At 41.8% G+C, this 876-nt stretch carries 1 protein-coding gene; it reads right to left on the reverse strand.

The genetic code is table 11. From position 1 onward, the window contains the following. Positions 1 to 155: 155 nt before the first annotated feature. Positions 156 to 876 (reverse strand): hypothetical protein (locus tag BHW66_RS05195; protein ID WP_286688941.1); only part of this gene is annotated, 721 nt, incomplete at its 5' end.

Consider the following 876-nt stretch of genomic DNA (forward strand, 5'->3'; position numbering starts at 1 on the left):
TGCTCCTTCACCTGCGTCCCGTTCGCCTCCCAGCGCGTCATGGCCAGGACGCGCGTGGCCTGAGGTTCCGAGGGGTCCCAGAGGTAGCTGCGCACAAGTACCGGCGTTTCCCCGGTCAAGTCGCACTCCGCCACCTGCAGGTAGTTTCAGTAGAATTATAGACAACGTCCATCATTTCTTCTAAAAGGAGAGTTGCCGAGCATTTCCAGTATTTTCTTCCCGTAGCTGAATCGGTTGAGATGTCTTTTCATAATAATCTTTTTGATCATTTCACAATAGGGAGCCTCTTCTTCTTGCATGTTCATATAAAACCATAAAAAATCCCACCCATTTTTATCATCTGGGAAATGTTCTATATAATTTTCCGCTGCCAAGTCAAAAATATCCGCCCTGCTTAAAATGGCCTCTCCGTATGCATTGTTTTGAAGCAAAGATAAAATATCTTTATCTTTAATCGATAAGCGGATATATGGAATAATAACTCTATTTAAATAACTATCGTCATCCTGATGTACCATGGACAGCATTTCCGGATACCGTCCGCTGCGGACTTGTTTGAATTCTTTCTTTAACATTTTCTCCCAATTCGCAGAATGAATGATATAACTCGCCAATTGCTGCTTCTGTTGCAGCGATAAGTTCATTATTCTTTCCTCTGCCTTAATATATATCGAATTCTTGGGAAGCTTTTCCATATCGTAAACGGGTATTGGCTGCGGAGGCTGTATCACCGGTACCCCTCCTTGATGGCAAGATGAGAAAAATACGACCGGAGATAAGAAAAAGTATAATATTTTGCTAAAAATCATATTCTTTATATATGGAAACATGGACATCAAGTTCCTGCTTGAGCATTTCAATATTGCTGCTATTTCG

This window comes from Akkermansia sp. 54_46, assembly GCF_001917295.1.
GTDB lineage: Bacteria > Verrucomicrobiota > Verrucomicrobiia > Verrucomicrobiales > Akkermansiaceae > Akkermansia > Akkermansia muciniphila.